Here is a 6,000-nt window from a genome sequence, read left to right as displayed (position 1 = left end):
GCCGCTCAACACGCCGCCCCGCAACGGGAGGCGCCTTATACGACCCTCCCTCCAAAACCGTCAACAACATATTTGCAAAAAAATGACGGGGCCGTGACGGCCCCGTCTCATAGCCCCGGAACTCCGGGATTTGCGGCTTACTGACCTGCCTTCAGACGGGTCCAGCTGCGCTTCAGCAACCGGTCGTACTTGGCCGAGCGGGCCAGCATCGGGAACAGATTCTTCTTCACATCCTCGGTCGGATAGACCGAGGGATTGTTCTTCACGTCGTCGTCGACCATCGGCATCGAGGCCGCGTTCGCGTTGGCGTAAAGCACATAGTTGGAGATATCCGCCGCGATCTGCGGCTCCATGATGAAGTTGATGAAGGCGTGGGCGTTCTCAGGATGCGGCGCGTCGGCCGGGATGGCCAGCATGTCGAACCAGATCACCGCGCCTTCCTTCGGAATCACATACTGGATCTCGACGCCCTGGTTCGCTTCGGTCGCACGATCGGCGGCCTGCAGGATGTCGCCAGAATAGCCCATCGCGAGACAGGTCTCGCCGTTCGCCAGGTCCTCGATATATTGCGAGGAGTGGAAGTAGCGCAGGTGCGGGCGGATCTTTGCCAGCAGTTCCTCGGCCTTAGCGAGATCATCCGCCGATTCGCTGTTCGGATCGAGGCCGAGATAGTTCAGCGCGGTCTGCACCACGTCGGTCGGCGCGTCGAGCAGGCTGACGCCGCAGTCGGCAAGCTTGGAAACCACGGCCGGATCGAAGAACAGGTCCCAGGTATTGGTCGGCATATCGCCGAGCCGCTGCTTGATCGCCTTGACGTTGTAGCCGAAGCCCGTGGTGCCCCACATATAGGTCACGGAATGGGCATTCTCCGGATCATGCAGGGCGACGCGGGCGGCGATCACCGGATCCATGTTCTTGAGGTTCGGCAGCTTCGACTTGTCGAGCTTCGCGAACACGCCCGCCTTGATCTGCCGTTCGAGGAAGTTCGCCGTCGGCACCACCACATCGTAGCCGGTCGAGCCGGTCAGCAGCTTTGCTTCCAGGATCTCGTTGCTGTCGAAGACGTCGTAATTGACCTTGATTCCGGTCGCCGCCTCGAACTTCTGGATCGTGTCCTCGGCGATATAGTCGGACCAGTTATAGACGTTCAGCAGCTTTTCCTCGGCCCGGACGCTCCCCGCGCCCAGAACCAGAGCGGCGACTGCAATCGCCGGGATGAACTTGCTTACCCTCATTTCAGCGGCTCCTCTTTGCGCCCCGGCTTCCGGCCAGAGCTCGTGCCCCCGGAAACCATCTTATTTCATAGCGCGCCACACGGGTCGCGTGAAATGGGGATTTTTCGCCGCCCGGCAGAAAGCGTTTGAAAGCGCGGCCGCATACGTTATGATGACAGGCATCCAGATGCCTTTCAGGGCAAGTCCAAGCCTCCGCCCTGTTCAACCTGGTACCGGGCACGTTTCGACGCAGCCCGGTCTTTTTTTGCGCCCGCCTCTACGATCCCGACGCCAGGCCCACCAGGGTCCGCGACAGGCTTTCCGGCACCCGGATCCCGTCCCGCGCCGTCGTCTCCCGCGCCTTGCGCCGCCGGTCGCCCGGCAACCGCACCCCTTCGTCGGCAAGCATGCGCTCGAACAGCAGGTCGGCATGGGCCGCGAAGCCGCCCGCATCCCCGAAGCGGGCCGGATCGAGGGCGATGATCAGCTCGCCGCCGACCGGCGGACCGCCGTCGCCATTGTCCTCCGCCTCGGCCTCGAAGCTCAGCCTGTCGCCGATCAGGGCGCCAGCCAGCAGCTCGACCATCATGGCGAGCGCAGCCCCCTTGTAGCCGCCGAAGGCAAGCTGGGCGCCGCCTTCGAGGATCGCCTTGGGATCGGTCGTGTCCTTGCCGTCCCTGTCGATCCCGGCGCCGAGCGGCACGGAATGGCCGTCGCGGGCGGCCAGCATGATCTCGCCCCGGGCCATGGTCGAGGAGGCCTGGTCGAAGACCATCGGATGTCTGCCGGGCCGGGGCCAGGCGAACGCCATCGGATTGGTGCCGAAGATCGGCGTCCGCCCGCCGGGCGCGACCACGTAGGGAAAAGCCGCCGTAAAGGCGAAGGCGGCGAGGCCCTGCTCGGCCAGCGCCTCGGTCTCCGGCCAGAGCGCGGCGAAATGATAGATGTTGTTGAGCGCCAGCGCGGCGATGCCGTTCGCACGTGCCCGCTCGATAAGCGGCGCCCGGCCGGTCTCGAGCGCCAGCGGCGCGAACCCGCCGTCCCCGTCGATACGGACGACACCGGGGGCCAGTTCGCTCACCGCCGGCCGCGCCTTTCCGTTCGCCTTGCCGCTCTTCAGCGAGGCGACATAACCCGGGATCCGGAACAAGCCGTGGGAATGGCAAAGATCGCGCTCCGCCGCGGTGACGATATCCGCCACCGCACGCGCGTTCTCCGCATCGGCGCCGGAACGCTGAAGGCACGACACGGCCAGCGCGTGCGCCTCCTCCAGGGTCATCGAAACAGTCTGCATGGAGTCCCCTCTCTTCAGAGGAGAGCTAAGCACGGATCGCCCGGGCGGAACATCCGCATTCGGGCACGAAACCCGTCAGACCATGCCGTCGGCGAAGTAGAACATCAGAGAGATCAGCGCCGCCGCGACGCCGTAACCGGCAAGAGACGGCCAGATCCCGTAATGCCGGCTGTCGTCCTCGATCTCGTGATCGCTGAGGCCGACATCGTCGTCCGTCGGATGGTCGGGATTTATCTGCATCGTTGCCTCCTCACCCGTTCAACAGCTTGGGCAGCCAGAGTGCGATCTCCGGGAAGAACAGCACCATCATCAGTCCGATGAACTGCAGGCCGATGAAAGGCAGCACCGCGATGAAGATCTCCTGCAGGGTGATCTCCTTCGGCGCGACCGATTTCAGCCAGAAGCAGGCGGGACCGAAAGGCGGCGACAGGAAATAGATCTGGATGTTCATCACGAAGAGCACGCCGAACCAGACCGCAGCCCATTCCGGCTCGAGCCCCAGCTCCGGCGCCATGCCGACGACCACCGGGGCGAAGATCGGCACGGTGATGAACAGGATCGCGATCCATTCCATAAAGGTGCCGAGCACCATCAGCACCGCCATCATGACGAAGATGATGCCGATCGGCGGCAGGTCGAGACCGGAGAACAGGCTGCGCATGAAATCGCCGCCGCCGACCAGGTTGTAGATCCCGACGAAGCTGACCGCACCGAGGATGAGCCAGATGATGGTTCCCACCGTCGTCATGGTCTGGGCGAGTGCGTTCTGCAGCATGGTCCAGTTGAAGCGGAAGCGGACCGCGGCGATCAAGATCGCGCCGAACACCCCGACGCCCGCGGCCTCGGTGATCGAGGCGATCCCGCCATAGATCGAGCCCATGACGCAGGTGATCAGGAAGATGGAAAGCACCACCGCCGCCATCCGGTTGCTGGATAGCGACTTGCTCGTGCCCTGCCGCGCCGCGGCTTCCTCCGCCGTCGGCGCGAGGGACGGGTTGAGAGCACAGCGGATCAGCACGTAGATCACATAGAAAAGCGCCAGCATCAGGCCAGGCACCGCGCCCGCCATGAAGAGGTCTCCGATCGAGACCTGAGCCGAGAGCGCGTAGACGATCATGACGATGCTCGGCGGGATCAGGGTCGCCAGCGAGCCCGAGGCGCAGATCGTTCCGATGGTCAGTTTCCGGTCATAGCCGAGCCGCAGCATCTGCGGCAGCGCGACCAGCCCGAGCATGACGATCTCTCCGCCCATGATGCCGGACATCGCCGCCATCACCACCGCGACGACGACGGTCTGCACCGCGACGCCGCCGCGCAGGTTGCCGGCGAAGATGGACATCGCGTCGAACAGGTCCTCCGCGATCCCCGCCTTCTCGAGGATGGAGGCCATCAGCACGAAGAGCGGTACGGCGACCAGAGGATAATTCTCCAGCAGGCCGTAGGCGTTGGTGGAGACGAGATAAAGCCCGCGCGGTCCGAAGAAGAGCAGCGCGCAGGCGATCGAGACGATGAGCGTCACCACCCCCAGCGGCATTCCGGTCATCATCAGGGCGATCAGCGCGATCACGATGCCGATGCTGACCGTCGCGATATCGTAGTCGCGCAGGCTGATGATCTGTGTCGGGTCGAGCGCCTCGGCGACACCGCTCATCATGCCGTGATAGGCGCCGAGCAGATTGTCCTCTCCGGCAAAATGGACCCCGGCGACGGAGACGAGACGCAGCAGCAGCAGGACCGCGACGGCGACAACGATCGAACGGGCGACGAAGGAGAAAAAATGCCGGTTGGTGTTGACGAGGAGCTGGCAGAGATAGATCACCGCGCCGAGTGCCAGGATCGATTTCAGCACCGTCGGCATCGGCGAGTTCCAGGCCGATCCGGCGCGTTCCACCAGCGAAACCGCTTCGAGCGCCCGCACCAGGGTGTCGTCGGCGAGCATAAAGAGGGCCGCGATGCCGACCACCAGCGCCAAGAGATCGAGCCACCAGCGAGTCCGGTCGCTTGCCATCAGATAGAAGACGGTGATGCCGATGTGACGCTTGTGAAAGGTCACGTAACCGGACGAGATCATCCAGGCCGAGGCGCAGAGCACCATGACGACCTCGAAGGCCCATTGCGTCGGGGCATGGAAGACGTAGCGGGAGATGACCTCCCAGATGGTGACGGCTGCGCACAAAAGGTAGAACTGCGCGACCGCGAGCCCCGAGAAACGGCTGAAGCCGTCCATCGCGGTCTCGATGGCACGGATCATGTCCGGTCCCCCTCGACTGGATACAAGAGATGGATCCGGCGGACGCGCGCGCGTCCGCCGGGTGTCTGTTGGAGGTCCCGGATCAGTCGAGCAGACCGATCCGCTTCATGTAGGCGATATGCGTGTCGAGGGCTTCCTGGGCAAGCGGGCTCTTCTTGCCGTAATCCTTCCAGGCCTCGACGGCGATCTTGCGGAACTTGTCGCGGTCGGCCTGCGGCCAGTCCACAACCGTGATGTCTCCGCCCGCCTTGTCCTTGGCAACCAGATCGTGGTCCTGAAGATCCGCCTCGCGGCGCATGGTGGAATAGGCAGCCACATACCAGGTATCGAGCATCATCCGCTGGGCGTCGCTCAGCTTGTTCCAGACGTCCTTGTTCACGACGAACTGAAGCACGGCCATCGAATGGATGCCCGGATAGATCGGGTACTTGGCGATCTTGTGCATGCCGCTTGCCGTATTGTTCACATAGGCCGAGGCATCGGCCGCGTCGACGATGCCCTTGTCGAGGGCCGTATAGACCTCGGAGAAGGGCAGCGAGACCGGCGAGGCACCTGCACGGCGGAACACTTCGGAGGCAAGACCTTCCGGCGAACGGATCTTCACGCCGGCGAGATCGTCGACACCCCGGATCGGCTTTTTCGCCACCAGGGCTTCCTTGGTGTAGGGGCCGCAACCGATCACGTGGATCTTGCCGTTGGTATATTTGTCATAGAGCTTCTGCAGGATTTCCTTGCCGCCGCCATGCATGCAGAAGGTCTGGACCTGCTCCGCCGTATCGTAACCGGCGATCAGGTCGCCGATCATGGCAAAGGCGGGGTCGCGGCCGGTGAAGTAGGAAACGGCGTTCAGGTCGCCGTCGAGGATGCCGTTCGCCACCGCATCGATGGTCTCGCGGTGCGGCACGACGGCCTTGGTCGGCAACACCTCGATCTTGAGGTCGCCGCCTGACATGACCGCGAGCCGGTTGGCCCAGTCCTCGGTCATGAAGCGGTGCGCCCAGTCGCCCGCGGCGGAACTGGCCTGAACCTTGAGTGTCTTGGCCTCGGCCATCCCCGTCATGGCGACGAGCAACGCCGCGCCGAGGGCTACAAATCCCTTTTTCATTTCTGGTCCTCCCTTTTGGTACCTGACTTAGTTTGTTGCAGACCCGATCTTTGATCGCCGGGTTCGATACACCTGCAGCCTAAGGGAGCTTTTGTTGGGGGCCAAGGGCAACGGCAGGTGGGGGTGCAAAAAAACT

Annotated in this window: 5 protein-coding genes; all 5 read right to left on the bottom strand. The window is 63.6% G+C overall.

Going from position 1 to position 6,000, the window contains the following annotated elements:
* Positions 1-137 precede the first annotated feature (137 nt).
* Complete coding sequence (locus JJ959_RS19355) at positions 138-1,235, bottom strand: polyamine ABC transporter substrate-binding protein (RefSeq protein WP_292887487.1); 1,098 nt, start codon at positions 1,233-1,235, stop codon at positions 138-140.
* Positions 1,236-1,491: 256 nt separating this feature from the next.
* A complete protein-coding gene (locus tag JJ959_RS19350; protein ID WP_292887484.1) occupies positions 1,492-2,508 on the bottom strand; it encodes an Ldh family oxidoreductase in 1,017 nt (338 codons plus the stop codon).
* A gap of 75 nt (positions 2,509-2,583) precedes the next feature.
* Positions 2,584-2,748, bottom strand: coding sequence for a hypothetical protein (locus tag JJ959_RS19345; RefSeq protein ID WP_292887481.1), 165 nt, complete (start codon positions 2,746-2,748; stop codon positions 2,584-2,586).
* A gap of 10 nt (positions 2,749-2,758) precedes the next feature.
* A complete protein-coding gene (locus tag JJ959_RS19340; RefSeq protein ID WP_292887478.1) occupies positions 2,759-4,759 on the bottom strand; it encodes a TRAP transporter large permease subunit in 2,001 nt (666 codons plus the stop codon).
* 82 nt (positions 4,760-4,841) lie between these two features.
* Complete coding sequence (locus tag JJ959_RS19335; RefSeq protein ID WP_292887475.1) at positions 4,842-5,864, bottom strand: TRAP transporter substrate-binding protein; 1,023 nt, start codon at positions 5,862-5,864, stop codon at positions 4,842-4,844.
* Positions 5,865-6,000 lie beyond the last annotated feature (136 nt).

It is taken from the genome of Nisaea sp. (assembly GCF_017640745.1).
GTDB lineage: Bacteria > Pseudomonadota > Alphaproteobacteria > Thalassobaculales > Thalassobaculaceae > Nisaea.
Note: the sequence above shows the minus strand (reverse complement) of the source record. Positions and strands in the feature narration are given on the sequence as shown.

What these genes read in the sequence shown, in the direction of transcription:
- JJ959_RS19355 (WP_292887487.1), bottom strand. Translation starts at nt 1,235, where the DNA reads ATGAGGGTAAGCAAGTTCATCCCGGCGATTGCAGTCGCCGCTCTGGTT.
- JJ959_RS19350 (WP_292887484.1), bottom strand. Translation starts at nt 2,508, where the DNA reads ATGCAGACTGTTTCGATGACCCTGGAGGAGGCGCACGCGCTGGCCGTG.
- JJ959_RS19345 (WP_292887481.1), bottom strand. Translation starts at nt 2,748, where the DNA reads ATGCAGATAAATCCCGACCATCCGACGGACGACGATGTCGGCCTCAGC.
- JJ959_RS19340 (WP_292887478.1), bottom strand. Translation starts at nt 4,759, where the DNA reads ATGATCCGTGCCATCGAGACCGCGATGGACGGCTTCAGCCGTTTCTCG.
- JJ959_RS19335 (WP_292887475.1), bottom strand. Translation starts at nt 5,864, where the DNA reads ATGAAAAAGGGATTTGTAGCCCTCGGCGCGGCGTTGCTCGTCGCCATG.